This is a genomic window from Tundrisphaera macrotermitis (genome assembly GCF_051175315.1).
Classification (GTDB): Bacteria; Planctomycetota; Planctomycetia; order Isosphaerales; family Isosphaeraceae; genus Tundrisphaera.
In genome coordinates, this window is the sequence record NZ_CP195100.1 from 1,467,793 (window position 1) to 1,494,290 (window position 26,498).

Here is a 26,498-nt window from a genome sequence, read left to right on the forward strand (position 1 = left end):
GATGCGCTCCGAGGTACTCCCCCCGCCTCGTCCGGCCCGGTTATCCCGCTTCCGGTCCCTCGGGACGCTCGCCGGGCTGATCGGGCTCGGCCTGATCCTCCCCGCCGGCCGCTGCCATGCCGCCCCGATCACCTTCGAATACGGCGGCACGATCACCTCGGCCCACCCCTCGACGGGGGCCGCGCCCGGCGCGCGATTCTCCGGGACGTTCCGCTACGATCCCGAGGCCAGGGTCGTCTCCAGCCAGATCGCCAACGCCCAGCTCTTCGAGTTCGGGAACGCCGCGGGGGCGCCTGGACTCTCGCCCGATACCTCGGCGTTGTCCCTCAAGGTCGGCGACCTGAACGTCAAGCAGCAGGAAGGCAAACTGCGACTGGGCGTCGTGCGCGAGTATCGCCCGTCCGACGGGACGGCCGGCTCGAGGGTCATCCTCTCCAGCGAGTACCCCGACTGGGTCAACGCCGAGTCGAGCATCGAGGTCTCCCTCATCTTGAGCAATCCGGATCGGTGGGTCCTGGGAACGCCCTATGCGCTGCCCATCCCCGAGGAACTCACCCTCGCCGCCCTCCCCGCATCCCGGTTGGTCGTGACCAAGTCGCCGAATGGCTTCCCCTTGAGCCTGTACGAAGGGACGATCGACACGCTGACCATCGTCCAGACGCCCGAGCCGTCGGCCATCGCCCTGCTGGGCCTCGGCGTCGCCGGCTGGCTGGTCCGCTCGCGACGCCGTCGGCTTTCCTGAAACCTCCTCGTTCGCCCCAAGCCGGCCGGGCCGGCAGGGGCCTTGTCGAATCACGGTTCGATGAACTCGCCCCGGGCTGACATCGGCCTTGGGGCTTTCAACAGGGAGGTTGTAGATGGGCCGTCGCCTCTGGAACGTCGCAGGGATCGGTCTCATCGCCTGGTGCTCGGGGGCCGGAAGCCTCCAGGCGGCCGGCTTGTACCACGTCACCAACCTTGGCACGACCCGGGGCACGAAGCTGAATGACGCGGGCCAGGTGATCGCCACCGAATGGGACGGGTCGATCCCGGTGTTCGGGCCCGATGGGGCGACCGTGGACTCTCGCCACGTGGCGACCCGCTACACCGGCTATGGCCCGGACGCCGGGAAGGTCGAGCGATTCGGCGACAGCGCCGCCGCCGTCGGGCTGAACAACGCGGGCCAGACGGTGCTCTGGGAGAATGGCGCCCTGTCCCTGACCGACGGCAGGACATCCATCCCGATCGGGCCGGGTCGGGCCGTCGCGGTGAACGATTCCGGCCAGGTCCTGGGGAACGATTTCATCGCTCCCGACGGCACCCGGGCGTCGTCCGCGATCTGGCAGGCCGGCCGGGTCACGCCCCTGGCCGCCATGGCGAATGCGGCCGGGTCCGACGTCATGGCGATCAACAATGCAGGGCAGGCCCTGGGCTATAGCTACTTCGCCGACGGCATGGTGCGGAGCCACCTGTGGGATCAGGGCGTGATCCGCGACGTCGGCTCGCTCGGCGGGCGGACCTACGCCAATGGCCTGAACGAGTCAGGCGTCGTGGTGGGGGGCTCGGAGGTGTATCGGAACCAGTTTCATGCGTTCGTCTCCCGAAACGGCGTGATGACCGACCTGGGCATCCTCCCGGGCGGCGGCAACTCTTATGCCATAGCGATCGGCGACGCGGGCGACATCGTGGGCACGGCGGCGATCAAAGACTTCGGCCCGATGCATGGGTTCCTCTTCCGCGACGGCCGGATGATCGACCTCAACACCTTGATCGCCGAGGACCTCGGGTTGACGATCACTTCCGCCATCGACATCAACGCCTCGGGCCAGATCCTCGGGTTCGCCACCGACCGCAAGACCGGGTTGTTCAACACCGTCCTGCTGACCCCCGACGGCCAGCCGATCCCGGCCGACCGGATCATCACCCCGGAACCGTCCTCGATGGCCCTGGCCGCCCTGATCCTGGCGGCGGCCGGTGCGCACCGGGCCCGGGCTCGTCGCCGGGCCTGATGAGATTTCCCACGGAGAACCGCCCGATCATGATGTCCCTCGCTCGCATCGCGCCGATCGTCGCCCTCTGCTCCCTGATGGCCTTCCCCGCCCGCGCCGACGAACCGGCGAAGAACGTGGCCGAGATCCAGGCCGCCGCCGACCGGGCCCTGATCCGCGACCTGCTCGACTACCTGGCCAGGAACCCCAAGGCCGTGGACATCGACCAGGCGTACATGAAGGTGTTCGACAAGGCGATCGAGCACGACTGGTTCGCCGACAACGAGCCGGTCGCCAAGGCCTACCTGGCCAACTACCCCGACGGCCCGGTGCGGGCCCTGGCCCAGATCGTCACCACGATGGCGCGGGCCCAGGCGGGCAAGTACATCGAGGCCCTGGCCTCCTACGACGCACTGATGGCCGGGCTGGAAGGGCCCGAGCAGGAGGAGTTCGCCTCCAACTTCGCCGACTCGCTGGCGCAGTCCGCCACCATCGCCGGCGAGCCCGCCGTGGCCCGCCAGGCGTACGAGACCCTGCTCAAGAAGTACGGCCAGGACAGCCCGAACCTCGCCCAGAAGGTCCGCGACGAACTCGCCCACCTCGACCTCGTCGGCAAGCCCGCCCCGGAGGTCAAGGCCCGCGACATCGCCGACGCCCCGTTCCGCCTGGCGGATGCGAAGGGCAAGTACGTCCTGGTCGACTTCTGGGCCACCTGGTGCGCCCCGTGCATCGCCGAGCTGCCCCGGCTCCAGGCCGCCCAGGCCAAGTACAAGGACAAGGGCCTGGTCATCGTCGGCGTCAGCCTCGACGAGTCCAAGGCCGCGGTCGCCGACTTCGTCAAGGCCCGCCAGGTCGACTGGCGGCAGATCCACAACGCCACCAGCGACGGCGACCTCGTCGAGGCCTTCTCCGTCAAGACGATCCCGGCCACCTTCCTGATCGACCCCAAGGGCACCATCGTCCGCCTCGACCTCCGCGGCCCGGCGCTCGACAAGGCCCTGGAAGAACTGATCAAGTGAGCCGGCCGGGGGATCCGCGCCGGGAAAAATCCCGCAAAATGGCCCCCGGACGGAAAAAACTCAGCTAACGAGCCCCAAAGCGATCTGAATATCAGGGGGACGGCGGCATCGCGCCCGTCGTCCCCCCGAGTTCGACGACCGCCCTGGAGCCCGCCCCGATGACTTGCAGCCCCGCCCGACTGGCCGCGAATCGGGCCAACGCCCGGAAAAGCACCGGGCCGACCAGCCCGGAAGGGCGTCGCAAATCGTCCCGCAACGCCCTCAAGCACGGGATGACCGGCGAGGGCATCGTCCTGCCGCCCGACGAGGCCGCCGAGGTCGACGCCTCGACCGCCCAGCTCGTCGCCGAGATGAAGCCCTCCGGGCTGATGGGCCGGATGCTCCTGCGGCGGATCGCCGTCTTCCACCACCGCCTCGACAAGTGCGGGCGACACGACGCGGCGATGACCGCGCAAAGGGTCCGCGATGCGGCCAGGGCCCGCGACGCGGCCCGCCGCGCCGAGGTCAACGACCTCGGCGCCATCCTGGACATCGACCCCGACCGCGCGGTCACCCGCATGCTGGAGACGCCCGAGGGGATCGACGGGCTGATCGAGGCGTGGCAAGTACTCCGGGGCAAGCTGGACCGGCCGAAGACGCCGAAGTCGCCCGAGTGGTCCGTCCACGACGACCGGCGCGTCGACCACCTCCTCGGCCGCCACCCCGGCATGCACCCGCCGACCCCGTTCGACCCGATCCTCCGCGCCCTCCGGGGCGACTTCTCCGGGCTGCGGGATGACCAGGGGGCCGGGCTGTCTCGCAACGCCCGCAAGCGGTGGGCCCGCGAACAGCTGGCCCGACTGATCGACGACGAGGTGCAAGCCCTGCGCGAGCTTCGCCCCCTGATCGACGACGAGGCCGAGGCCGCCGACCGGGCCGAGGCGGGCGACCGCGCCCTGTTCGACCCGTCGAAGGAGGCCCAACTCGCCCGGAAGTACGAGGCCGCCGCCGAGCGGGCCCTGTTCCGCGCCCTCCGCGAGTTCCACGAGGTCGAAGAGCGGGCCGCCGCGCCCGCCGCTCCCGCGCCGGTCCCTCCGCCGCCGCAGCCCGCACCGCCCGCGCCCCGCCCCCGGGTCGCCGCCCCGGCCCTCCCTGCCGCGACGCCCGCGACCATCGCGGCCCCAACCCCGCTCCCCGCGCCGCCCCAAACGAACCCAACGCCCTGGGGCTGCGGGGCGGCCATCGGCGGCCCCGACGAGTTGTTCCCCCGGGGATTCGCCTGAACGACCCGGGCCCGGCCTCGCAGGCTCCTTGGCAATCCGATGCGATCGGCCCCGTCATCGTCGGGCCGCGACCCCATCCCGCCCGCGGCTGCGCCGAACGTCCGGAGGGTGGCAAGGGTCTCGGCGACTCACCACCGATCGCGCCCAGCGACGGCTCACCGACCGGGGCCGGCTTCGCGGAAACCCCTGCAAATCGGTCATTCACCTACAATCAGGCCATGACCAGAGAGTCGAATCGAGGCTGATTATGGATCGAGTCTGGAGGGATGCCACTTGCCCCTGCTGCGGTTACAAAACAATCTCGACATCGTTTGAAATTTGCAGATCTGTACATGTAAATATGACCCTACGCAAACTCACCCCGATGACGCCGGTGGCGCCAATCGCGTTTCGCTTCGAGAGGCACAGCAAAACTTTCTCAGGTTCGGCGCCATAGCGGAGTTGTACCAGGACATGTCAGAACCCCCTTCTCCACAGGAGAGGAGGGATCCCGACTGGAGGCCGATCGATCCGTCTCCGCAGCCTTCTCCAGAAACCAGAGACCAGGACGTTATTTGAAGCAGATCCAATCTGGCTAAAGACGACCGGGTGGCTGTGGTTGGCTTGCCAACCACGGCGCCGGCGCCTCGAATCAACGGGGCGATCGACATTGAGGCATCGGGCCGGGCCCATCGATCCCGGAAGCGGCCGGGTGGCTGTGGTTGGCTTGCCAACCACGGCGCCGATGTGTCCGCCCGGCGATCGATGGCCGGCGTCGATGATCCCTGTCCCGGTGCCGCGATGACCATCACCCCGCGATCGTGTTCACTGGCGCCGTGGTTGGCAAGCCAACCACAGCCACCCAGATCCGCCGAGCCACGTTCCATAATGAAACGGCATACCCCGAAGCACCTCCGCGGTTGCGGGGTCGGGGCGCGATCCGTTAGGCTCGATGCGGGGTGTCGAGGCGGCCCGAGGCATGGGGCGGGGTCGTCGTCGATCCGCCTTCGCGAGCGGGACGACGTGATGATGCGACGATGGATGGCGCGGGCCCGGCGGTGGTCCGCCGGCCCGGCGTGGGCGTTGTTGTTGGCGGCGGCGGCACCGAGCCCGGCCTCGGCCCAGGACGAATCGTACAAGCCGGAGGTGGCGCAAGCCTCCGAGGAAGCCGGCCGGGCGATCTCCTCGATCCGGGTCGCCGACGGGATGAAGATCGAACTCTTCGCGGCCGAGCCGATGCTGGCCAACCCCGTCGCCTTCTGCATCGACGAGAAGGGGCGGTTCTACGTCGCCGAGACCTTCCGCCACCACGCCGGGGTGACCGACAACCGCAACCACATGGCCTGGCTGGACACCGATTTCGCCAACCGGACCGTCGCCGACCGCGTGGCGATGTACCGGAAGTTCCTCAGCCCCGAGGATTTCGCCGCCTACCAGACCGAGCACGAGCGGGTCCGCCTGATCGAGGATCGCGACGGCGACGGCAAGGCCGACTTCGCCGAGGTCTTCGCCGACGGGTTCAAGGACGCCGCCGCCGGCATCGGCGCCGGGCTCCTGGCCCGCAAGGGGGACGTCTACTACACCTGCATCCCCGACCTCTGGCTGCTCAAGGACACCAACGGCGACGGCAAGGCCGACGTCCGGGAGTCGCTCCACACCGGCTACGGCGTGCACGTCGCCTTCCTGGGCCACGACCTCCACGGCCTGAAGTTCGGGCCCGACGGCCGGCTCTACTTCTCGATCGGCGACCGGGGCGCGGAGATCACCGCCCGCGACGGCCGCCGCGTCTCGATGCCCGACACCGGGGCCGTGTTCCGGTGCGAGCCCGACGGATCGCGGCTGGAGGTCTTCGCCTTCGGCCTCCGCAACCCGCAGGAACTCGCCTTCGACGACATGGGCAACCTGTTCACCGGCGACAACAACTCCGACGGCGGGGATAAGGCCCGCTGGGTCCACGTGGTGCAGGGCGGGGACAGCGGCTGGCGGATCGGCTACCAGAACCTGACCTACCCGGTCCCGCGCGGGCCGTGGAACGCCGAGAAGCTCTGGTATCCCCGCTGGGATGGCCAGGCGTCGTACATCATCCCGCCGATCGCCAACCTCGGCGACGGGCCGTCGGGCCTGGCCCGCGACCCCGGCACCGGGCTGCCGGCCAAGTACCGCAACCACTTCTTCCTGGCCGACTTCCGGGGCTCCAAGGCCAACAGCGGGATCCGCTCGTTCGCCAACAAGCCCAACGGGGCGTCGTTCGACCTGGTCGACTCCGAGCAGTTCATCTGGTCGGTGCTGGCCACCGACGTCGACTTCGGCCCCGACGGCTCGGTCTACCTGACCGACTGGATCAACGGCTGGAACAAGCCCAACAAGGGGCGAATCTGGAAAATCTCGGCCAAGGACGCCGACCCCGCCGCCGCCGAGGTCAAGGCCCTGATGGCCGAGGGGATGACCGCCCGCCCGCCCGCCGACGTGATCAAGCTCCTCGGCCACGCCGACCAGCGGATCCGCCAGGAAGCCCAGTTCGAGCTGGCCGACCGGATGAAGGCCGGGGACGACGCCCTGTACCGATCGGTGCTGGAGGCCGCCAAGTCGGCCCCGAGCCTGGTGGGCCGCGTCCACGCGATCTGGGCCCTGGGCCAGGATGCCCGCCGCGAGGCGATCAGCCCGCCCGCCAAGCCCCGCCCGCTGTTCCCGCTGTTCTCGCTGATGCTCGACGACACCAACCCGGAGATCCGGGCGCAGGTGGCCCGCACCCTGCTCGACGCCGGCCGGGCCCCCGAGGGGGAGCACGACATCAAGCGGATCGCCGAGGCGCTGGCCAAGGACGAGGACCCCCGGGTCAAGTTCTTCTTCGCCCGCCTGCTGGGCACGACCGGCAATGCCGCGGCGGTCGCCCCGCTGCTCGGCCTGCTCCGCGACAACGCCGACAAGGACGCCTACCTCCGCCACGCCGCCGTGATGGGGCTGGTGGACCTCAAGGCCGCGCCCGCCCTGGCGGCCGCCGCGGCCGACCCCTCCGCGTCGGTCCGCATGGGCGTCCTGCTGGCGATGCGGCGGCTCGGCCTGGCCGAGATCGCCCGGTTCCTCGCCGATGCCGATCCCAAGGTGGCCACCGAATCGGCCCTGGCCATCTACGACGCCCCGATCGCCGGGGCCATGGAAACCCTGGCCGCCACGCCGGCCCGCAAGGAGGCCGGCGAGCCGATGCTCCGCCGGATCCTGAACGCCGCCTACCGCCTGGGCCGGCCCGCAGACGCCGCCACCCTGGCCGGCCTGGCCAACCGCGACGACATGCCCAAGGCCATCCGGCTCGAATCGCTCTCCGACCTGGCGGCCTGGACCACGCCCCCGGGCCGCGACCGCGTGACCGGCCTGTGGCGGCCGATCGCCGACCGCACGGCCGAGGCCGCCGCCGACGCCCTCCGGCCATCGATCGCGGGCCTGCTCCGGAACGCCCCCGAGGAGATCCGCCGCGAGGCGATCCGCGCGGCCGGCAGCCTCAAGCTCCGCGAGGCGGGCCCCGAGCTGTTCGCCATCGTGACCGGCGGCCAGGCCAACGGACCAACCCGGGCGGACGCCCTCAAATCCCTGGAAGCGATCGATGACCCCCGTCTGGCCGAGGCCGTCGGGGTGGCCGCCGCCGACAAGGAGGGGGCCGTCCGGTCCGAAGGGCTCCGGATCCTGGCCCGGCTCAGCCCCGAGAAGGCCGTCCCGGCGCTGGGGCGGGTGATCGAGGCCGGCTCGGCCGCGGAGAAGCAGAAGGCGTTCGCCGTCCTGGGCGGGATCGACCACCCGGACTCCGACGCCATCCTGGCCCGGTCGGTCGAGGCCCTGGCCAAGAGCCCGGACTCGCTGGCCGCCGCCCGGCTCGAACTGCTCGCCGCGGCGGCCCGGAAGGCCTCGCCCGAGGTCAAGCGGCAGCTCGAAGCCTTCGAGGCCGCCCGGCCCAAGGACGGCCCGCTCGCCGACCACCTCGGGGAACTCCAGGGGGGCGACGCCGAGCGGGGCGAGAAGATCTTCCGCGAGAACGCGGCGGTCTACTGCGTCCGCTGCCACAAGGTGAAGGGGGAAGGGGGGGAGGTCGGCCCCGAGTTGACCGCCATCGGCGCCAAGCACCCCCGCGAGTACCTGCTGGAATCGATCGTCGTGCCCAACAAGGCGATCGCCCAGGGGTTCGAGTCGGTGGTCGTGGCCAAGTCCGACGGCCTGGTCATCTCCGGGGTCTACAAGGGGGAGGACGACAAGACCCTGCGCCTGATCTCGGTGGAAGGCAAGCCGATCGAGATCAGCAAGGCCGACATCGAGGAGCGCAAGAGCGGGGCCTCGGCCATGCCCGACGACCTCGCCAAGAAGCTCACGCCGGCCGAACTCCGCGACCTCGTGGAGTTCCTGGCGACCCGCAAGTGATCGGGCCCGGGGACGGCCGGACGGACCTCCCGCCGGCCGACCCCCTGGCCTGGATCAACGCCGAGGCCGAGGCCCGCCGGGCCGCCGGCCTCGCCCGCCGCCTGGACCCGCTCGGGCCGACCACGCCCGGCCATGTCGCCGGGCCCGACGGCCGGCCCCTGGTCCACTTCGCCTCCAACGACTACCTGGGCCTGGCCGCCGACCCCCGGGTGGTCGAGGCCGGCCGCGAGGCGGCGCGAGACTACGGATGGGGATCGGGGGCATCCCCCCTGGTCTCGGGCTGGCGCGGGCCGCACCGGGACCTGGCCGACGCCCTGGCCGCCTTCGAGGGGACCGAGGCCGCGACCCTGTTCCCGTCCGGATTCGCCGCCAACCTGGGGACGATCGCTGCTTTGGTCGGCCCCGGCGACGCCGTGTACAGCGACCGGCTCAACCACGCGTCGATCTTCGACGGGATCCGCCTGTCCGGGGCCCGCGCGAGGATCTATCCCCACAACGATGCGGGCCGGCTGGGCGAGATCCTCCGCCGCGACCGGGGCCGGTTCCGGCGGTCTTTGATCGCCACCGACGGCGTGTTCAGCATGGACGGCGACCTCGCCCCGCTGGCCGGACTGGCCGAACTGGCCGATCGGTTCGGGGCGATCCTGCTGGTGGACGAGGCCCACGGGACCGGGGTGTTCGGCGACGGCGGCCGGGGCGCGGCCGAGGCCCTGGGCGTGGCCGACCGGGTCGACGTGACGGTCGGCACCCTGTCCAAGGCGCTCGGGTCGGTGGGCGGGTTCGCGGCCGGGTCGAGGCGGCTGATCGACCATCTGATCAACCATTCCCGGTCCTTGATCTATTCGACGGCCCTGCCGATGGCGGCGGCCGCCGCCGCCCTGCGGGCGCTCGAGATCGTGCGGGCCGAGCCCGAGCGGCGGGCGACGCTCCGGAGGCTGTCCGACCAGGCCCGCGACGGGCTGGCCGCGCTGGGCTGGCCGCGCGACCCGGGGTGGGGCCCGATCGTGCCGGTGATCCTGGGCGACCCCGGCCGGGCGGTCGCCGCCTCGGCGGCCTGCCGGGAGCGGGGGCTGCTGGTCCCGGCGATCCGACCCCCGACCGTGCCCCGGGGGACATCGCGATTGAGGGCGAGCCTGACGGCGGCCCACCGCGATGAGGAGGTCGCCGCCCTGCTGGGGGTCCTGGCGAAGTTCGCGGGCGACCCGCCTTAACGTGCGGTCCGCCAGACCGTAAGATGGCGCATTCGGTCCGGTGCGATTCGCCCCGCCCCCCGATGATGGGACAGCCCGATGACGCCGAACTCAGCCGATCCGGACGAGGTCGATCCGCACCAGACGCGGCAGCAGTTCGTCACCCATTCCGGCGACGCCCCGACCTCCCGCCGGCCGGCGTCCCGGACCGAGGAGGATACCCGCCGGTTCTCCCCGGACCTCCCCGCGACCACGCCCCAGACCACCGAGGGGACGCGCTACCAGGGGGGGGAACGCACCGCCGTGGGGCCGGGCTCGATCGAGGTCGGGCGGACCCTCTACGGCAAGTACCGGGTGATCCGCCGGCTCGGCGGCGGGGCGATGGGCGACGTCTGGCTGGTCCGCCATTCGAGCCTGAACCGCGACCATGCCCTCAAGATGATCGTCCCGCACCTGGCCTCCCACCAGGGGGCGCTGGTCCGATTCCAGCGCGAATTCCAGGTCATGGCCTCGTTCCACCACGAGCACGCGATCGAGATCTACGACGCGCGGCTCGATGAGGAAGGGGGCTACATCGACATGCAGTATGTCGAGGGCCAGACGATCACCGAGATCCTGGCCGCGGCCCGCAACCAGGAGGGCCGCGACCCGTCCGCCCCGCTCATGCCGTTCTCGTGGATCCTCCGCGTGCTCGGCCAGCTCTGCGAGGTGCTGGACGTGGCCCACGAGGCGGGCATCGTCCACCGCGACCTGAAGCCCAGCAACCTGATGCTCCTGGGCAAGCGGCCCCCGGGGCGCGAGTTCCTCAAGGTCCTGGACTTCGGCATCGCCAAGATCCGCAACGACCCGGAGAACAACCTCAACGACCCCACCCTCACCGGCGGGTTCATCGGGACGCCGTCCTACAGCAGCCCGGAGCAGGTCTACTCCAAGCCGATCGACGGCCGGTCGGACCTGTATTCGGTCGGCGTAATCCTGTACGAGATGGTCTGCGGCCGGCTGCCGTTCGTCGGGCAGCAGGTCCAGGTCATGATGCAGCACGCCCAGCAGCCCCCGCCGCCGCTCCGCGCGGCCAACCCGGCCCTGCGCGTGGCGCCGGAGGTCGAGCATGCGATCCTCCGGGTGCTGTCCAAGGACCCGGACCATCGCCCGGCGACCGGCCGGCTCCTGTACGAGGAGTTCGCCCAGGCGGCCGCGGCGCAGCATCCCCACTCGACCGCCTACGTCCCCCTGGACGAGGCCACGTCGGCCACCCCGCCGACCTGGGATGCCGTCCCGTGCTACTCCCCGCCGGTCGAGGCGACCGAGCCGGACTCGGCCGCCCCCCCGGGCCGGGGCCCGATCGCGACCGCCTCGCCAACCTCGGTCGCGGCCGAGCGCCCGCGGGAAGGCCTCGACGCGGACCCGGCCTCCGAGGCCGAGCAGCACGAGAGGCGCCGGCACCCGCTCCGGATCCCGGCCGTCCTCGCGTTCCTCGTGCTGGCGTCGGCCGGCGCGTTCTTCCTGATGAACCGGGGCGCGGGGAAGAAGCCCATCGAGGCCACGCCGATCGTGCTGGGGGGGGACCGGCCAGGCGGGGGGGACGGGCCGGCCGTCCCGAGACGCACGAGCCTGCCCGAGCTGCCCGACGGCTATCGGGCCCTGAAGGGCGCGGCCCTGGTCGATGGGTGGCCCGAGCAGATCGTCCGGGACGAGGACAAGAACCTCTACCGCTTCCATGCCCCGGGCATCTACCTGCCCGATGGGTTCGCGGCCGAGCCCTCCGCCGGCTCGCCGGAACTGGTCCAGGGCTGGCCCCGCGTGATCGTCCGCACCGACGACCCGACGCATGCCCGATACGTCCGGATCCCCGGCGGGATCGAGTTCGAGATGGGGTCCTGGGACGCGCCCAAGGACGTGAACCGGAAGGACTATCCGCCTCACCCGGTCATCGTCTCCGGCTTCTATCTCCAGGAGTTCGAGGTCAGCAACGGCCAAATCGAGAACTATTTCACGACCGCCGCCAGGCCGAGCCCGGTGCGCTGGCAGGAGATCTACGACGGGCTCAAGCAGCGGAACAAGGCGATGGCCCCCAACCATCCGGCCGTGAACATCTCGCGCCGGGATGCCACCGCCTATGCCGAATCCTTCGGCGCCAAGCTGCCCACCGAGGCCCAGTGGGAATACGCGGCCCGGTCGCTCGGCCAGCGTCGGCGGTATGTCTGGGGGGGGGAGCCGCCGAGCGACCGGATGGCCAACATCCAATCCGTCCGGGACGATGTCACGACCACCCCCTCCGGCGAGTATCCCCGGGACGAGACCGAGCAACATATCTTCGATATGGCCGGGAACGTCCAGGAGTGGTGCCGCGATGCCTGGTCCCCCTACCAGAAGCCTTCCAACGTCCTGCGCGACCCCTTCGTCGCGGAGGGTTCGCCGGGGAAGGTCGAGAGGTACGCGGTCCGCGGCGGCAGCTGGTACTCCACCGTCGACGAGGTCTACATCACCGAGCGCGAGAAGTCGTTTGCCGAGACGGAACTCCTCGAATACATCGGCTTCCGCGTCGTGATCGAATGCCCGGAATTCCCCCCGACGGGCGACGCCGGCCGGCCCTGATCGGCGCGGTCGGTCCGCCCGCCGAGGTCCCCCTGGTCCCCCCATCGGGCGTCCCCCGGCCGCCCGCACCGCGAGGCTTCCGAAAGCCATGAGACGCGCGAAGCTGGCCTTGTTCGGCACCGTCCTGGGCCTCCTGTCCGGGGCCGCACGGCCCGCCGCGGCCGACGACCCGCCGGGCAAGCCCCAGGTCTGGGGGATCGTGGTCGGCGTCGACCGCTACGAGGACCGGCTCATCCCGGGATGCTCGACGGCCGTCGCCGACTCGCGGGCGGTGGCCGACTGGATCGCCGGGACGGCCGGATGGCAGCGCGACCACGTCCTGCACCTGGAGGACCGGGGCGAACGGGCTCACGGGGCCCCGGCCCAGGCGTCCCCGCCGCTGCGCCCGACCCGCGCCAACCTCGACTGGGCGCTGACCGGCTGGCTGGCCCAGCGTGCCCGGCCCGGCGACGTCGCGGTGATCTACTTCGCCGGCCAGGCGGCGGTCCGCCCGCCCCTGCCCGGGAGCCCGGCGGGGAGGGGCTACCTGCTGCCGATCGACGCGGCGGCGGCCAACCTCGACCGAACCGGCTGGCCGCTCGAAGACGCCCTGGATGCCTCCGGGGTCGCGGCCCGGGCCCGGGTCGTGATCTGGCTGGACACGTCGCCCGGGGGCCGGGGGAAGCGGGGGATCGACCGGCCGGCGGGCTCCCCGTCGGCCTCGGCCTGGCTCAACGCCCTGGCCCGGTGGCCGGGCGTGACGGCCTGGATGGCGGGCGACGCCGGCCGGCCCTCCGAGGAGACGGTCCCCGGGCCGTTCGTCGCGGCGCTGGCGAAGGGGCTGGGCGGTCCGAGCCGGGCCCACAACCTCGTCGGCTGCCTCCGGTCGCTCCGCGAGGACGCCACGCTGGCCGGGCAGGGCTTCCTGGCGGCGGGCGGCATCGACCCGGCACTGACCCTGTGGCCCGACGGGATCCGCCCGGTCGAGGCGGCGGTGCCCGAGCTGATCGTCCAGAACGGCCACGGCGACCGCGTCTCGTCGCTGATCGTGACGGCCGACGGCGGCCACCTGATCTCGGCCGGGCAGGACAGCACGGTCCGCGTCTGGGGCCTGGCCGATCGCTCGCTGCTCCGGATCCTGACCGACCCGATGAACGGCGTGACCGCCCTGGCGATGAACCCGGACGGCACCGCCCTGATCGCCGGCGACGGGATGGGCCGGATCCTGGGCTGGGACATGACCCGGGATCGGCCCCGGTCGACGTTCGGCCCCCCCGAGCACGCCGACGGCATCGCCGCGCTGGCCTTCCTGCCCGACGGCCGCCGCTTCGTCTCGCTCGACCGTGGCGGCCGGTCGATCCTGTGGGAGATCGCCGACGGCCGGATCGGAAAGGTCCGCGACTTCGAGCCCACGCCCCTGGGCCGGATCGCGTCGGCCGATCGCCCGGCGCCCGGAGCCGCCGCGATCGTCTCGGCCGGGGAGGGGGGGGTGGTCCTCGCCCACGCCGCCGACGGCACCCTGCTTCGGCGGTTCGACCCGATCCGGGCCCACGTCACCGCGCTGGGCGTCTCGGCCGACGGGCGGAAGGTCGCGGCCGGCGACGACGAGGGGCGGGTCCGGGTGCTGGACGCGACGACCGGCGCGATCGAATTCGACCGGCCGGGCCGGGGCCCGGTGAGCCTGGTGAGGTTCTCCCCGTCGGGTCGGCTCCTGGTGGCCGACGCCGGCTCGCTCTCGCTGGTCGAGCCCCGGGACGGCGGCGCCGTCGCGGTGCTCCGGGACGCCAACGACATCCCCGCGCCGGGCGAGATCGAGCGGGCCGAGTTCTCCTCCGACGGCCGGTGGCTGGCCGCCTGCACCGGCGTGGATGGCCGGGTCCTGGCCTGGCACCTGCCGGCCTCCGGGAAGGCCGAGCCGGTCGCGATCGAAGCGGGCCCGTCGCCGGGGATCGCCCCGGCCTTCGGCCCGGACGGGCGGACCCTGGTCGTGGGCGACGCCGACGGCGGCATCCGCTCGTGGACGCTCGATGCCACCCCGGGGCGTCTCCGGGCCGAGGGCCTGCCGCCGATCCGCTCGGCCCGGGGCAAGGTGGCCTCGCTCCGGGTCTCCCCGGACGACGGGTCGATCCTGGCGATCACCCGGGACGACATCGCCCTGGTCTGGGACCTGAAGGACCGGAAGGGGGCCAGGCCCGTGCCCGGATCCTGGGTCGCGGGGGCCTTCCTCCCCGGGGGGCGGGCCCTGGCCCTGGCCGCTCACCCCGACCGGGGCGGGGACGTCGTCGTCTTCGACCGGGGCGAGGGGAAGCCCCGGCCGATCCGATTCGAACGGCCCCCGGGGCCGGACGGCAATCCCTCGACGGCCGCCTTCGGATCCGTGGCGGCGTCCCGGTCCGGGCGCTGGATCGCGGCGGCGACCCACGACATCCAGCTGCCGATGGCCTGCGTCTGGGAAGCCGCCACCGGCCGGCTCGTCCACTGGACCCGGATCCACGACGGTGGGCTGACCGACGTCGACTTCTCGGGGGATGAGGCGTACCTTCTGACCGCCTCCGACGACGGCACGGCGCGGGTCTGGCCGCTGGCCGACCCGGCCGTGGAGCTGCGGCAGGCGGCCGTCGTGCTCCAGAATCCCCGCGAGGACGACCCGGGGATCACCTCGGCACGGTTCTCCCCGAAAGACCCCCATCGCGTCGTCGTCGGGACGCGCGGAGGCCAGGTCCAGCTCTGGGATTGGGCGATGGAGCGGGGCCTCGGCCGAGGGACGCTCGCCTTCGAGGACCGGGTGGAAGGATCGGCCAACGCCGTGGCGTTCTCGGCCGACGGGGGCTGGATTGTCGCGGCCGGGGAGCGCGGCAAGACGATCCGGTTCTGGACCCTTCCCGACGGCGGGGCGCCCCGGGCGGTCCCCTTCCGGCCGCTGCCGCACCACACCGAGCAGGTGGGGGCCCTGGCCCCCTGGTCCGACGGGTCCCGCATCGTGAGCGGGGGGGATGACACCGCCGTCCGGGTGTGGGACCTGGCCGGCCGCTCCCTGATCGGCAGCCTGGTCGCGACCCGGCGCTCGGCCGATGCCTTCGACTGGATCGCCTACACCCCCGACGGGCTGTACGACGGCTCCCAGCCCGGCGAGGCCCTGGTCAAGTGGCGGGTCGGCGGGCGGGTCGTCACGCTTGAACAGGCGATGGACACCCACTACGCGTTCGGCCTGGCCGAGACGTTCGCGCAGGCCGAACGCCCCGCCCCGAAGCAAGCCTTGCAGGAGTCCCCGAGGCTCAAGTTCGTGGACCCGCCCGCCGGCCGCGATCCCCGGGCCCGCGAGGTCGAACTGACGCTCTGGACCGGCGACCGCGACCTCGCGGACCTCCGGCTCTACCAGAACGGCGTCCCGGTCCGTGCGCTCGGCGATTTCCGGGTCGACCCGGCCCGGCCCCACTTCGCCACGACCCGGGTCGCCCTGCGCGGGGGCGAGAACCGGTTCTATGCCCTGGCCAGCAAGCCCGGGGCGACCGACGGCCGGTCGGACGACCTGGCCGTCTCCTACGACGGGGCCGAGCCGGCCGGGCGGCTCCACACGCTCGCCCTGGGCATCAGCGCCTATCGGAGTCGTGCCCTGAAGTATGCCCACCTGGACGCCCGGCGGATGGCCTCGTTCCTCCACGAGCGCGGCGTCTCGGCCAAGGGGGAGCCCGGCGAGTTGATCGTCCTGACCGACGACCAGGTGACCGAGGCCCGGGTCCGCGACGCGTTCCTCCGGCTCTCCGAAGCCGTCAAGGGCCACCCCGAGGACACGGTGGTGATGTTCCTGGCCGGGCACACCGACACGGACGACCGACTCGACCAGTTCTGCCTGCTCCTGCCCGAGTACCCGTTCGGGGATCCCCCGGCGACGGGCGTGCCGATCGAGGTCGCGCTCCGGGGCAACGTCCGGGGCGAGGCGGCCGGAGGGACCGGGACCACGCGGGTCGGCGACCCCAACGTCCTGGCGTTCTCCGCCATCTACGCCCGATTGGCCCGGCTCGAATCGCTGCAACGCCTGGTGATCGTCGACGCCTGCCAGGCCGGCGCGATCCTCAACGACCCGATGGTCCGGAAGATCCAGCGCCTGGCCGAGACCGGCTCGCGGAAGACGCGCAACTCCTACCTGCTGGCCGCCCGCCGCGGCGAGCCCGCCACCGAGGCCGATGCGCTCCAGCACGGGCTCCTCACCTACGTCCTGCTCAAGGGGATGGGGGCGGACGGGCTGCGGACGATCCCCCCCGAACTCGGGGGCTACCCGGGACCGGCCTCCGCCGACCTCGACCGCGACGGCGTGGTCTCGACCTCGGAGCTGGCCCGGTACACCGACGAGACCCTCCCCCGGCTCACCCAGGTCTTCCCCCAGATGGTCCTCCGCGCGGGCGGCGCATCCGCCCCGACGGGAGGACTGGCCCCAACGGCCGAGCAGGAGAAGGCGTTGCGGCTCCAGTCGGCCGAGGCCGCCTTCCCGCTCATCTCCATCGAAGGGACTCCGGCCCGCCCCTGATCGCCGAGCGGACCGATCCCACCCTCTCGAGGCGCCGATGAGTCCCGAAAGCCCGGACGACGAGCCCGGATCCGCGTGCCCCACCCCTGCCGATCCCGCCGCGCGTCCGGATCGGTCCACGCCGCCCATCTGGGAGTGGGACGGGGGATGCGCCCCCGCCGACCAGGAATTGCGCGATGCGATCGGGCGGGCGAAGGAGGAGTGGGCGGCGAAGCAGGCCGGGGGGTCGTCGGGCGATCCCGATGCCGGCCTTCGGGATCCGGCGGGATGACGGGCACGCCGGCTGCGAGTGGAATAAGATGAGCCTGGCTCGCGAATGACTGAGAGGACGATCCGTTCCGGCGACTTCGACCCGGGGATCGATCCGGCGAGCCCAACCCAACCCCGACCGACTGAGAGCGTCCCATGATCCGACCTGGCCTCTGGCGTCGCGAGTTCTCGGTCCCGCTTCAGACCCTCCAGGGGGAGCTGAACCGCCTGATCGAAGGCTACTGGCAGTCGCAGGGCGGCCCGGCGAGCCCGGAGGCGGGCGTCGAACCCGACCCGTCGTCCGCCTGGACGCCCGCCATCGACCTCGTCGAGACGCCGACCGAGGTGATCCTGGTGGCCGACCTCCCGGGGGTCGACCCCACCTCGATCGACCTATCCCTGACCGGGAGCGTCCTGAGCCTGCGCGGCGAGAAGGCGGCCTTCGACGTCGCCGACCCTCAGGACCGGACCCGCGAACGCCCGTCCGGCCCGTTCCATCGGCAAATCGTCCTGACCGATGAGGTCGAATTCGACCTCGTCCAGGCGGAGTCCAAGAACGGGGTCCTGACCGTGCGGCTGCCCAGGCGGGTGGCGGCCAAGCCCCGCTCGATCCCGATCCAGACCGCCGCCAAATGACGGGGCGGGGCGGGCCGGATCGCCGCCGGAACGGCCCGCCCCCTCGCATCGGATTTGCCGAACCGACGTTGCACCCGGGCTCGTCCCATGTGATAAGCTGGGAAGTATCGACGGAATCGAGGCCGACCGGAGCGTCCGTTCATGGAAAGCGAGAAGATCCTCTGCTACATCTCGATGGGCGTCGCGGCCCTGGTGGCCGTCGTCTTCCTGATGGACGCCATCATCGGGCTGCTGGGCGGCCAGAGCCTGGTCCTGGACATCATGTTCATCCTGGGCGCCGCGTTCGTGCTCTGGCAGGGGTTCGAGACCAGCCGCGAACTGCGTTGAGATCAGGACGGGGCTGAGCGGCGGGCCGCCTCGGCGGCCACGATCGCGCCCACGACGCCTTCCCAGGTCGCGTCGGCGGCCTCCGCAGCGACCGGCCATCCCAGCCGGGCGATCGTCGCGGAGGTGATCGGGCTCAGGCTGGCCAGGGCGACGTCTCGCCCGATCCTGGCCCGCGCGCCCTCCGGCAGCAGGGCATGGAGCCGTTCGGCGATGGCCGAGCTGGTCAGTGTGATCCAGTCGACCGCCCCCTCGGCGATCCGATCCGCCAGGCCGGCGGGCAGGGCCTCGACGTCGGCATTGCGGTAGACGGCCACCTGCTCGACCCGGGCCAGCCCTTCCAGCTCGTCGCGGAGGATAGTCCGCCCCCGGTCGGCGCGGGCGAGCAGCACGCTCTGGCCCGCGACCCGCGGGGCGAGGGCCTCGGCCAGCGCCTCGGATCGGAATGTGGACGGCACCACGTCGGCGCGGAGCCGGAGGGCGCGGAGCGCCTCGGCCGTCGTCGGGCCGATGGCGGCGAACCGCATGTGCCCCACCGCGCGGAGGTCGCGGCCGGTCGCGTCGAGCCGGTCGAAGAAGTGCCGGACCCCGTTGGCCGAGGTGAAGACCAGCCAGTCGAAGGCCGGGAGCCGGTCGATCGCGTCGTCCAGCGGGCCCGGGTCGTCGATCGGCAGGATCCGGACGGTCGGGGACCGGATCACCTCGGCCCCCAGCGTCTCTAGCGCGGCCGCCGAGCGGTCGGCCTCCTCGACCGGCCGGGTGATCACGATCCGCCGGCCGAACAGAGGCAGCGACTCGAACCAGTCCAGCGCCGGCCGCCGGGCGACGACCTCGCCGACGATCATCAGGGCGGGCGGGCCGATCCCCGCCCGCTCGGCCTTTTCCGGGAGGTCGGCCAGGGTCGCGACCACCGTCCTTTGCCGGGGGAGCGTCGCCGACTCGACGATGGCCGCCGGGGTGGTGGCCGGCTTCCCCTCGCGGATCAGGGTCCGGCACAGGGCCGCCAGCCGGGTCACGCCCATGTAGACGACCAAGGTGCCGGGGAACCGGGCCAGGGCCGACCAGTCGAGCCGGTTGCGGTTCGGGCCGTCGCCGGTCGCCTCGGGGTCGCCGTGCCCGGTCACGAAGGCGACCGCCGACGCGGCGTCCCGGTGGGTGATCGGGATGCCGGAGTAGGCCGAGGCCCCGACCGCCGCCGTCACGCCCGGGATGATCCGGAACGGGATGCCCAGGCTCGCCAGGTGCTCGGCCTCCTCGGCCCCCCGGCCGAAGACGTAGGGGTCGCCCCCCTTGAGCCGGACCACCGACCGGCCGAGCCGGGCGTGCTCGGACAGCACCTCATTGATGGCGGATTGGGACAGGGTGGCATGGCCGATCGTCTTGCCGGCGGCGATCAGGAGGGCGCCCGGCGGGGCGAGGTCGAGCAGGAGGGGGCTGGCCAGGAAGTCGTAGACGACCACGTCCGCCCGCGCCAGGGCGTCGCGGCCGGCCCGGGTGAGCAGGCCCGGATCGCCGGGCCCGGCTCCGACCAGATAGACCATCCCCGATGGCTCGCCCATCCTCGAATCGACCTTCCCGATCAGGAGATGACCGCCGGCGTCCCCGCCTTCTTGTTGGTGCCCATCAGCAGGATCCCGACCTCATACAGGGCGATCATCGGGATGGCCAGGGCCAGCTGGCTGATCCAGTCCGGCCCCGGGGTGAGGATCGCCGCCAGGGCCACGATCACCACGATGGCGATCTTCCGCTTCGCCCGGAAGTCGTCGGCCGACAGGATCCCGATCCGTTCCACGAACAGCATCACCAGCGGGGTCTGGAACGCCAGGCCGAAGACCAGCGGCAGGATCGTCGCGAAGCTCATCCAGTCCGTCAGCCGGATCGTCGGCTCGATCTTGAGCCAGACGTTGAACTGGAGCAGGAAGCTCAGCGTCATCGGCAGGACGCCGAAGAAGCAGAGGAACACCCCGGCGAGGAATAGCCCCAGCGAGAACGGGAGGAACTTGACCACGTAATGCCGCTCGTGGCGGTACAGCCCCGCCCCCACGAAGGCCCACGCCTGGTAGAACACCCAGGGGGACGTGATCACCAGCCCGGCGACCATGCTGATCATCAGGTAGATGGTGACCGTCTCCAGCGGGTGGAGCGAGACCAGCGCGTTGCGGTGGAGCCGCCCTTGGTCGCCGAGGATCTGGGCCCCCAACTCGGAGCTGAGCGGCAGTTCCACGAGCTTGCCCTTGACCGCCTCCGGCTGGGGCAGGTAGGGCTTCAGCCCGGGGGCGATCTTGAGGAACTCGGAGACCATCACGTCGCCGGGGATCTTGGTCAGGACCGGGGCGCTGAAGCTGTTCTCCGCCCGGGCCTTCTCGGCGTCCCGCTCGGCCTGCTCGGAGTAGAACTCCTCCAGCGTCCGCTGCGCCGGGAGGGACATCGTCTCCATGATCCACAGGCCGATGCTCTGGCCGAAGTAGGGCAGGGGGATGAAGGTGATGATCATCCCGACGAACAGCCCGATCAGCCCGAGGACCAGGCGGATCCGCAGCTCCTCGATATGGTCGCCGAAGCTCATCGAGACCATCGTCTGTTCTTCGGCGAACAGGTCTTTATCGGTGGGCATCGTTCCGGACCACGCTCCCGGAGGAGCCTCGTAGAACAGGTGTTCCGACCCGGGGGCGTCCCTCTGCCCCGGGCCGCCCGAGGACGTCGGCCTCCCGATGGTAGCAGCCGGGGCGGTCCCTCCGCCACTGTGCCAAGGATTTCCCCCGAACGCCCCGCCCGCGCCGGCACCGATCCGTCCGCAGACACAGGGGTTACAAGTCGGGGGGATACCTGAGTTCCCATTTCGATGCGATGCGATGGGAATCGGGTAGTGAAGGTGCCAATCGTCCAGTACCGCCCGGCGACCGATCTCCGCTTCGTTCCGAAAATCCCGGGAAATAATTCATGTCACAGGCCGAATCGCTGTCGTAATGGTGTTGGTACGGAGCGTGCATCGACGAATGGCACGCAATGCGAAGCGATGCGAAGTCACACTCGGAAAACACAACCGGATGGGAGCGATCCATGTTGGTCCTGAGCAGGAAGCTGGGCGAGAAGATTCTGATCGGTGACTCCATCGTCCTGACGATCGTCAAGGTCGACCGGAACCAGATCCGCCTCGGCATCGAGGCCCCGTCGGATGTGGCGATCTTCCGCGAAGAGATCGCCCCCCAGCGTGCGGCCGGCCCCAACTCGATGACCGTCGCCAGTTCCTGAGGCCATCCTCGCCGGGGCCGCGCCCCGGCGTCGCGGCCCGAGATCAGGTCGGCCAGGCGGCGTTCAGCGCCTGCCCGACCTTCCGGGCGACCTCTATGGGTTGCAGCCCGGCCAGCGAGCGGCAACGGGGCATCGGCTCGACCGTGACCGGGCCGTCGTAGCCCTCGTCCTTCAGGCGACGCAGGAACCCGGCGACGTCGACCGCGCCGTTCTCGCCGGGCAATCCCCGGTCGCCATCGATGATCCGGTCGCGATCCGGGCCGACATCGGCCGGGAGGTCCGCGACGTGGACCCAGGCCACCCGGCCGATCCCCCGGGCCAGCCCGGCCTCGACCGGCTCGTCGGCCGCGTACAGGTGGAAGGCGTCCAGCAGGATCCCCAGGTTCGACGCCTCGTCCCAGATCCCCTCCAGGGTCGGGTCGAGGTCGGCCAGTCGGGTGATGAACGGGATCCCGCGCCCGGTCGGGAAGGACCGGACGCCGACGACCTCCAGTCCGATCCGGATGCCGTGATCGTCCAGGATGCGGGCGATCTGGCCGAGCCGCCGGACATGCATCGCCGCCACCTCGGCGAGGTGGGCGGCCCGCCCCTCCTCCGTTTCGGGGCGCTGGGGCGTCTCGACCAGCACCGCCGTCCCGGTCCGGAGCAGGCCGATCTCGGCCGCGGCGGCGGCATATCGGGGCAATTCCGCGAGGTCGCGGAGGAACGCCGGCTCGTCGCCCCGCCAGTCGACGGGCAGGTGCCAGGCGCCGGGGATCAGCCCGCGCTCCGCGATCCGATCGCGGATCGCCCGGGGGTCGGACCCGGCCTTCACGAGGTCGCCGACGAGGAGGTCGACGCCCTGGAATCCCCCCTCATGGGCCAGGTCGATCGCGGCCTCGGCCGGGAGGTGGGCCAGGCCGACGGCCTTGGCGCTGAAACTTCGATACATGGTCGCTCGCCCTTCGTGTGGGTCGGCCGGCCCCATCGGCCCCCGCCCGGGCCGCCGGGCGATCCGGGCATCTCTTGCACCTGCCGGGCCGGCCCCGGGTCGCCGTCCGCACGCCCGGGGATCGCCGTCGGGAATCCCTCTCCGAAGCTTGTCGAACCCTTGGCGCGGGCGGGATGAACGCCGACAATCGATGGCTCATCTTCCACCCTTGGTCCCAAGCAAGATCGATGTCGAGGCGGTCGGGCCCATCGCACCTGGCCCGACTTCAAGGAGGGACGATGCTGGCGACGTGGATCGAGGCGGCGGCGAAGGGGAGGCACGGCGGGCAGGTCCGCGCGGGGATGTGGTCGGCCGTGGTGGTCGGGACGCATCCGATCGAGGACGATCAGGAGGTCTGGCTCGAACTCTCCACCGACGACATGCCGGAGGCGGTGATCTTGCCCGCTTTCTGGCTCGAGAACAAGGGCGTCAACAGCCTCTGGCACGTCCCGATCCCGCCGCAGGGCGTCAATGTCCGGCTCCACTACCGCGCCGGGGCCCGATGCCGGGGCGAGGTCGTTTACGGGCCGTCGCAGGACGCGATCGTCCGCCCGAACCTGCCCGACCCGTCCGAGACGATCGAGGTGCCGCCGCCCGGCCCGGAGGGGATCGTCGGCAACCGGACGATGACCGTCCGCGTCGACGGCCGGGGCGGGACCCACGACATCTACTTCCCCTCGGTCGGCCTCCACTCCGACGTCCGCCCCGCCGAGGGGGAGCTGCCCCGGAGCCGGTCCCACTTCCGCGCGATCGTGGCCGGCCTGGCGATCGGCCGCCGCCTCGACTGGTTCGGCGAACGCCGGGCCTGGGGGACGTTCCAGCATTACCAGGGGGCGACCAACGTCCTGATGACCGAGCTGTCCTGGAGGCACGGGCCGATCCGCGTGCTGGCCGTGGACTTCGTCGCCAAGGGGTCGTGCCTGCCCCGATCGGCGGGGGGCACCGAGTCGCCGGGCCAGTATCTCAAGCGGTTCCGGATCGCGAACGACGGCCCCGAGCCGATCTCGGCGATCTTCGGCGTCTACGTCCAGGCGGAGGTCAACGGCGGGATCGGCGAGCCGGGGCTGAGCTGGCACGACCAGCACCGGACCCTGCTGGCGATCAACCGGGGGCACGGCCACGTCAACCGCAAGCTGGCCCGCGACGCCACCATCGAGTTCGCCATCGCCCTCGACGACGGCGGGCCGGTCCAGTGCGAGCCGACCGGGCCGAACGAGGCGATCCTGCTCCGCAACCTGGAACTGCCCGCGGGCGGTTCCACCACGGTCGACCTGCTGGTGAGCGGGGCCTTCACCGGCTGGCGGGGGGACTCGGGCACCTTCGAGCACTGGCTCCGCCCGGCCCTCGACTGGTTCCGCAGTTCGGACCTCGACGCCGTGGAGCAGGCCACGGCGCAGGAGTGGGACGCCTTCGTCGAGCCGGTCCCCAGCCTCCACTTCCCCAAGCCCAACCACGCCGTCAGCCTCCGCCGGTCGGCCCTGGCCGCCGCACTGCACGCCGACGAGTACTGGGGGGCGATCGCCGCCGGCTTCGATCGCGGGCTGAGCGCCTACTGCTGGCCGCGCGAGGCGATCTTCGCCGGCGCGACCCTGGATCGGTGCGGGCACCCCGAGATCGGCCGCAAGGTCTTCCAGTGGCTGGCCGGGGTGAAGGGGCAGACCCGGGCCTATCCCTACTGGTTCCACAAGTACACGATCGACGGCCACCCGGAATGGGAGACTCCGGCCATCGACCAGACGGCGACGATCCCCTGGGCGCTGGAGCGGCATTACCGCACGACCGGCGACCTCGACTTCGTCGCCTCATGCTGGCCGATGGTCGAGCGTGCCGTCTCGGTCTGCATCGGCCCCTCGGGGCACCCCGGCCTGCGCTGGCTGGACGACCTGGCGCTGGTCAGCTCGGCGGGCCTCTGGGATACCCGATTCGGGGCGTTCCTGTACGCGAACGCCTCGGTGGTCGCCGGCCTCAGGGCGGCGGCCCGGATCGCCCGATTGATCGACCGGGCCGAGGCGGCCCCGGCCTGGGAGGCGCTGGCCGACCGGATCTGGGAGGTCGGCATCCTGGGCGTCTCGACCAAGGACGGCACCGGCCCCGGGATGGTGGACCACGCGACCGGCCGGTTCCTGGACGCCCGCCGGATCTCGTCGCGGAGGGGACGCTGGGCCGACGACCCCCGGCGGTCCCTGGAGCGGTCGACCGCGCTCGACGTGAGCATCCTCGGGGTGGTCGTCCCGTTCGACCTCCTGCCGGCGGCCGACCCCAGGGTCCGGACCACCGCCGAGGCGATCTTCCGCCACAACGCGATCGCCGGCGACGCCAACTTCTTCACCCGCTGGTCGATCGAGCCGAGCCGCATCGGCAGCAAGCTCGGGCCGGCCGAGTCGATCCCCCCCGACCCGTCGAGCCTCGCCACGCTCTGGATCGTCCGCTACCTCATCCGCCTGGGGCGGGAGACCGGCGAGGCCCGCGCCTGGAACATCGCCACCACGATCCTCGACGGCCTGCTCGCCCGGCTCGGGACGCTGGGCCTGTTCGTCCGGACCAACCCCCGGGGCGGCGAATCGGCGCGGACCGGCGCCACGGTCGGCGGCGGCGTCTGGGGGCTGCAATCGATGCTCATCGATGCCCTGCTCGACCTGGCGGGTCTCGACGAGGACGTGCCCGACCGCCGTCTGCGGCTCGAACCGGCCTTGCCCGGGGCCTGGCCCCACGTCGGGATCTCGCGCCGGCTCCGCTGCGGCGAGGTCAAATACCGGCTGGAACGGCCCATCGGCTCCACCGTCCACCGGCTCACGCTCCGCGCCCGGCTGGCCCGGGCCGCCACCCTCGACGTGGGCGTGACCTGCCCGGGGCTGGCCCATCCGGGCCCCTGGCAGTCGCATCCCGAGATGCCGCCCCCCCGGCACAACCCCGCCATCGGGCGGCTCGACTGGTCCGTCGAGCTGCCGGAAGGGGAGTCGCACTGGGAATGGACCTGGGGCTGAACCGGCCGGCTCAGGCGGTCGCCTCGACCGCCGGGGCGGGCTCCGGCGTCGACGCCGGCTCGGCGGCGAAGCGGTCGCCCTCGTGCTCGGGCAGGGCGACGTCGTCCCATTCCTTGCCGTCCACGTCCCGGCGCAGGATCAGGTAGAGGATCGACGCCGCCGACCAGAAATAGCTGTAAGCCCAGCCGTGGAGCAGGAGCGCGACCAGGTAGGCCCAGCCGTCGGCGATCGACCGGGCCGACGGGGGGACATCCGGGTTGGCCGAGGCGCCGAGGGCCACGCTCCAGCCGGCCAGGTGCAGGACGAACCGGGCGAACTGGGCCGCGAGGAACAGCCCGACCATGCCGATCCCCCAGGCCAGGGCGACGTGGATCGCATAGCGGAAGAACCGCTGGTTGACGTAGGAGTAGGATCGGCTCAGCGCGTCCGGGGCGTCCTCATCCTCGGCGGCGATGGTCACGTGCATGAGCGGCCAGCCGAGGGCCAGGCCCAGCAGGATCAGGGCCGTCACCATCCCCAGGGCGATCGGGATGAATCCCAGGACCGCCACCACGGTGGGACCGACGCCGCCCGGGATCCGCGACACCAGCCCGAGCGCGGCATTCGCGGCGATGAACAGGATCACGGCCAGGAACGGGATCAGGGGCGCCCCGATCAGCGAGCCCGCCTTGCGGAAGGCGAACCGCACGGCCGAGCCGATGCCGATCCTCCGGCCGCAGGCGGCCTGGACGACGGCGATCCGGGCGATCGCGCCGCCGAAGATGCCCCAGACGATCAATGCCCACAGGCCCATCAGGGCGGATTGCAGCCCGACGGCCGCCCCGGCGGGCCTTGGGGAGAGCAGGTCGGCGAACGGGGCCACCACCGCCCGCGCCGGCTCGGCGACCCTCCGGGCCAGGGCGTAGGACCACCCTTCCGGCGTCCCCGCCCCGATCGCCAGCGGCGAGCCGGGGAGGATCGGCAGGGGCGCATGGTCGCCGAACGCCCGGGCGATGCCCCACCATCCGCCGCACAGCAGGGCAAGCCCCGCGGCGGCCAAGATCAGCTTCTTGGCGTCGGAGGCGATCCCCACGGCGCGGAGCATCGGGGCGAAGGCGAGGAACGTTCGGGCGGCGGGCGAACCGGACGACGAGGGGTCGTCGGCCATGCGACACTCCTTTGCG

General features: G+C 71.9%; 17 protein-coding genes. 13 read left to right on the forward strand and 4 right to left on the reverse strand.

Translation table 11 applies throughout. The features are described from left to right. The first annotated feature begins 1 nt into the window (after position 1). The 11 genes from TA3x_RS06255 (at position 2) to TA3x_RS06305 (ending at position 18,132) form a co-directional block, all read left to right on the forward strand. Complete coding sequence (locus TA3x_RS06255; protein ID WP_435019353.1) at positions 2–742, forward strand: PEP-CTERM sorting domain-containing protein; 741 nt, start codon at positions 2–4, stop codon at positions 740–742. Positions 743–857: 115 nt separating this feature from the next. Next, positions 858–1,988 (forward strand): hypothetical protein, encoded by a 1,131-nt coding sequence (locus TA3x_RS06260; RefSeq protein ID WP_435019355.1) that lies wholly within the window; start codon positions 858–860, stop codon positions 1,986–1,988. A gap of 29 nt (positions 1,989–2,017) precedes the next feature. Beyond that, positions 2,018–2,986 carry a redoxin domain-containing protein gene (locus TA3x_RS06265; RefSeq protein ID WP_435019356.1) on the forward strand — a complete coding sequence of 323 codons (969 nt, stop codon included), beginning with the start codon at positions 2,018–2,020 and terminating at the stop codon, positions 2,984–2,986. 158 nt (positions 2,987–3,144) lie between these two features. Further along, complete coding sequence (locus TA3x_RS06270) at positions 3,145–4,248, forward strand: hypothetical protein (protein WP_435019358.1); 1,104 nt, start codon at positions 3,145–3,147, stop codon at positions 4,246–4,248. Positions 4,249–4,566: 318 nt separating this feature from the next. Next, on the forward strand, positions 4,567–4,806 hold the full coding sequence (locus TA3x_RS06275) for a CPCC family cysteine-rich protein (protein WP_435019360.1): 240 nt from the start codon (positions 4,567–4,569) through the stop codon (positions 4,804–4,806). 447 nt (positions 4,807–5,253) lie between these two features. Further along, a complete protein-coding gene (locus TA3x_RS06280; RefSeq protein ID WP_435019362.1) occupies positions 5,254–8,631 on the forward strand; it encodes a PVC-type heme-binding CxxCH protein in 3,378 nt (1,125 codons plus the stop codon). Next, positions 8,628–9,842 carry an 8-amino-7-oxononanoate synthase gene (gene bioF, locus TA3x_RS06285; RefSeq protein WP_435019364.1) on the forward strand — a complete coding sequence of 405 codons (1,215 nt, stop codon included), beginning with the start codon at positions 8,628–8,630 and terminating at the stop codon, positions 9,840–9,842. Before TA3x_RS06280 ends, bioF begins: the two co-directional genes overlap by 4 nt. Before the next feature lie 78 nt (positions 9,843–9,920). After that, on the forward strand, positions 9,921–12,416 hold the full coding sequence (locus TA3x_RS06290; protein ID WP_435019366.1) for a bifunctional serine/threonine-protein kinase/formylglycine-generating enzyme family protein: 2,496 nt from the start codon (positions 9,921–9,923) through the stop codon (positions 12,414–12,416). A gap of 88 nt (positions 12,417–12,504) precedes the next feature. Further along, a complete protein-coding gene (locus tag TA3x_RS06295; RefSeq protein WP_435019368.1) occupies positions 12,505–16,920 on the forward strand; it encodes a PQQ-binding-like beta-propeller repeat protein in 4,416 nt (1,471 codons plus the stop codon). Positions 16,921–17,325: 405 nt separating this feature from the next. Continuing rightward, the gene (locus tag TA3x_RS06300; RefSeq protein WP_435019370.1) at positions 17,326–17,805 is read left to right on the forward strand and encodes an Hsp20/alpha crystallin family protein; all 480 of its coding nucleotides are present in this window, start codon (positions 17,326–17,328) and stop codon (positions 17,803–17,805) included. 141 nt (positions 17,806–17,946) lie between these two features. Continuing rightward, positions 17,947–18,132 carry a hypothetical protein gene (locus tag TA3x_RS06305; RefSeq protein WP_435019372.1) on the forward strand — a complete coding sequence of 62 codons (186 nt, stop codon included), beginning with the start codon at positions 17,947–17,949 and terminating at the stop codon, positions 18,130–18,132. Positions 18,133–18,134: 2 nt separating this feature from the next. Here the strand turns inward: TA3x_RS06305 and cobA are convergent, their stop codons facing one another. Beyond that, a complete protein-coding gene (gene cobA, locus TA3x_RS06310; protein WP_435019374.1) occupies positions 18,135–19,688 on the reverse strand; it encodes a uroporphyrinogen-III C-methyltransferase in 1,554 nt (517 codons plus the stop codon). A 20-nt stretch (positions 19,689–19,708) separates the two neighbouring features. Beyond that, positions 19,709–20,743 (reverse strand): twin-arginine translocase subunit TatC, encoded by a 1,035-nt coding sequence (tatC, locus tag TA3x_RS06315; RefSeq protein ID WP_435019376.1) that lies wholly within the window; start codon positions 20,741–20,743, stop codon positions 19,709–19,711. A gap of 446 nt (positions 20,744–21,189) precedes the next feature. On the opposite strand from tatC, the gene csrA reads away from it, so the two are divergent. Further along, positions 21,190–21,381, forward strand: a complete 192-nt coding sequence (gene csrA, locus TA3x_RS06320; RefSeq protein WP_435019377.1) for a carbon storage regulator CsrA — start codon at positions 21,190–21,192, stop codon at positions 21,379–21,381. A gap of 43 nt (positions 21,382–21,424) precedes the next feature. Here csrA and TA3x_RS06325 read toward each other — a convergent pair whose 3' ends face one another. Continuing rightward, complete coding sequence (locus TA3x_RS06325; RefSeq protein WP_435019379.1) at positions 21,425–22,312, reverse strand: sugar phosphate isomerase/epimerase family protein; 888 nt, start codon at positions 22,310–22,312, stop codon at positions 21,425–21,427. 278 nt (positions 22,313–22,590) lie between these two features. Between TA3x_RS06325 and TA3x_RS06330 the strand changes: the two genes are divergently transcribed. Next, complete coding sequence (locus TA3x_RS06330) at positions 22,591–25,335, forward strand: glycosyl hydrolase (protein WP_435019381.1); 2,745 nt, start codon at positions 22,591–22,593, stop codon at positions 25,333–25,335. A 10-nt stretch (positions 25,336–25,345) separates the two neighbouring features. Here the strand turns inward: TA3x_RS06330 and TA3x_RS06335 are convergent, their stop codons facing one another. Continuing rightward, positions 25,346–26,482, reverse strand: coding sequence for a hypothetical protein (locus TA3x_RS06335; RefSeq protein WP_435019383.1), 1,137 nt, complete (start codon positions 26,480–26,482; stop codon positions 25,346–25,348). Positions 26,483–26,498: the final 16 nt, after the last annotated feature.

What these genes read in the sequence shown, in the direction of transcription:
- TA3x_RS06325 (WP_435019379.1), bottom strand. Translation starts at nt 22,312, where the DNA reads ATGTATCGAAGTTTCAGCGCCAAGGCCGTCGGCCTGGCCCACCTCCCG.
- TA3x_RS06280 (WP_435019362.1), top strand. Translation starts at nt 5,254, where the DNA reads ATGATGCGACGATGGATGGCGCGGGCCCGGCGGTGGTCCGCCGGCCCG.
- tatC (WP_435019376.1), bottom strand. Translation starts at nt 20,743, where the DNA reads ATGCCCACCGATAAAGACCTGTTCGCCGAAGAACAGACGATGGTCTCG.
- TA3x_RS06335 (WP_435019383.1), bottom strand. Translation starts at nt 26,482, where the DNA reads ATGGCCGACGACCCCTCGTCGTCCGGTTCGCCCGCCGCCCGAACGTTC.
- cobA (WP_435019374.1), bottom strand. Translation starts at nt 19,688, where the DNA reads ATGGGCGAGCCATCGGGGATGGTCTATCTGGTCGGAGCCGGGCCCGGC.
- TA3x_RS06265 (WP_435019356.1), top strand. Translation starts at nt 2,018, where the DNA reads ATGATGTCCCTCGCTCGCATCGCGCCGATCGTCGCCCTCTGCTCCCTG.
- TA3x_RS06255 (WP_435019353.1), top strand. Translation starts at nt 2, where the DNA reads ATGCGCTCCGAGGTACTCCCCCCGCCTCGTCCGGCCCGGTTATCCCGC.
- TA3x_RS06295 (WP_435019368.1), top strand. Translation starts at nt 12,505, where the DNA reads ATGAGACGCGCGAAGCTGGCCTTGTTCGGCACCGTCCTGGGCCTCCTG.
- TA3x_RS06290 (WP_435019366.1), top strand. Translation starts at nt 9,921, where the DNA reads ATGACGCCGAACTCAGCCGATCCGGACGAGGTCGATCCGCACCAGACG.
- TA3x_RS06270 (WP_435019358.1), top strand. Translation starts at nt 3,145, where the DNA reads ATGACTTGCAGCCCCGCCCGACTGGCCGCGAATCGGGCCAACGCCCGG.
- TA3x_RS06305 (WP_435019372.1), top strand. Translation starts at nt 17,947, where the DNA reads ATGGAAAGCGAGAAGATCCTCTGCTACATCTCGATGGGCGTCGCGGCC.
- TA3x_RS06300 (WP_435019370.1), top strand. Translation starts at nt 17,326, where the DNA reads ATGATCCGACCTGGCCTCTGGCGTCGCGAGTTCTCGGTCCCGCTTCAG.
- TA3x_RS06260 (WP_435019355.1), top strand. Translation starts at nt 858, where the DNA reads ATGGGCCGTCGCCTCTGGAACGTCGCAGGGATCGGTCTCATCGCCTGG.
- csrA (WP_435019377.1), top strand. Translation starts at nt 21,190, where the DNA reads ATGTTGGTCCTGAGCAGGAAGCTGGGCGAGAAGATTCTGATCGGTGAC.
- TA3x_RS06330 (WP_435019381.1), top strand. Translation starts at nt 22,591, where the DNA reads ATGCTGGCGACGTGGATCGAGGCGGCGGCGAAGGGGAGGCACGGCGGG.